At 63.9% G+C, this 872-nt stretch carries 2 protein-coding genes; both read left to right on the forward strand.

What is annotated here, in order from left to right; genetic code table 11:
• The coding region (locus ACXJKG_RS21275) for a molybdopterin cofactor-binding domain-containing protein (protein WP_456847703.1) at positions 1-559 on the forward strand (559 nt) is incomplete at its 5' end.
• On the forward strand, positions 556-872 hold a 317-nt coding region (locus ACXJKG_RS21280), incomplete at its 3' end, for a hypothetical protein (protein WP_456847704.1). The genes ACXJKG_RS21275 and ACXJKG_RS21280, both read left to right, overlap by 4 nt.

Here is an 872-nt window from a genome sequence, read left to right on the forward strand (position 1 = left end):
GGATCCCGTCGTGTTCCGGCGTGAGTTACTCGGCAAGGCGCCGCGGATGCTGGCGGCCCTCAATCTCGCTGCGGAGAAGGCCAATTGGGGGCAGCCGCTGCCAGCGCGCGTCGGACGCGGCGTGAGTATCCAGCCCACCTTCGATACCTCGATCGCGACTGTGGTCGAAGCGGAGATCGATTCGCAGGGTGAAATTCGTCTGCGTCAGGTCAACGTGGCGGTCGACTGCGGCATCGCCGTCAATCCCGATACGATTGTTGCGCAACTCGAAGGCGGCATCGTGTTCGGCCTCACCGCCGCGCTCTATGGCGACATCACCATCGAGAAGGGACGCGTGCAGCAGTCCAATTTCCACGACTATCGCATGCTTCGGATCGACCAGATGCCGAAAATCAATGTCCATCTCATCAAGAGCGGTGAAGCGCCCGGCGGTATAGGCGAGTGCGGCGTGATCGGCGGCCCGCCGGCACTGCGCAATGCGATCTATGCCGCGAGTGGCGTTGCGCTGCGGAGGATGCCGGTCGACCGTGATGCGATCGCCGAAAGGAAGAAGTCATGACGCCCGCCGCACGTCGCATTCTAGGCAGCGTCATCCTGATCGGTGTTGTCGGCGCCGCCGGCGCTGCGCTCTATGTACGCGGCCCCGGACCGATGGCCTTCTCGGTCGGGCCGAAGGTGGCGCTGGCCGACTACAAGGGCCCCAATCCCACCGGCGTTCCCGCCAACATGACCAACGCCAGCCCGATCGAGCGCGGTGAATATCTCGCGCGTGCGGCGGATTGCATGGTCTGCCACACTGCACCCGGCGGAAAGGAATATGCCGGCGGCTTCGCGTTCAAACTGCCGTTCGGCACGCTTTACTCGACCAACAT

It is taken from the genome of Cellulomonas sp. P5_C6 (assembly GCF_054049635.1).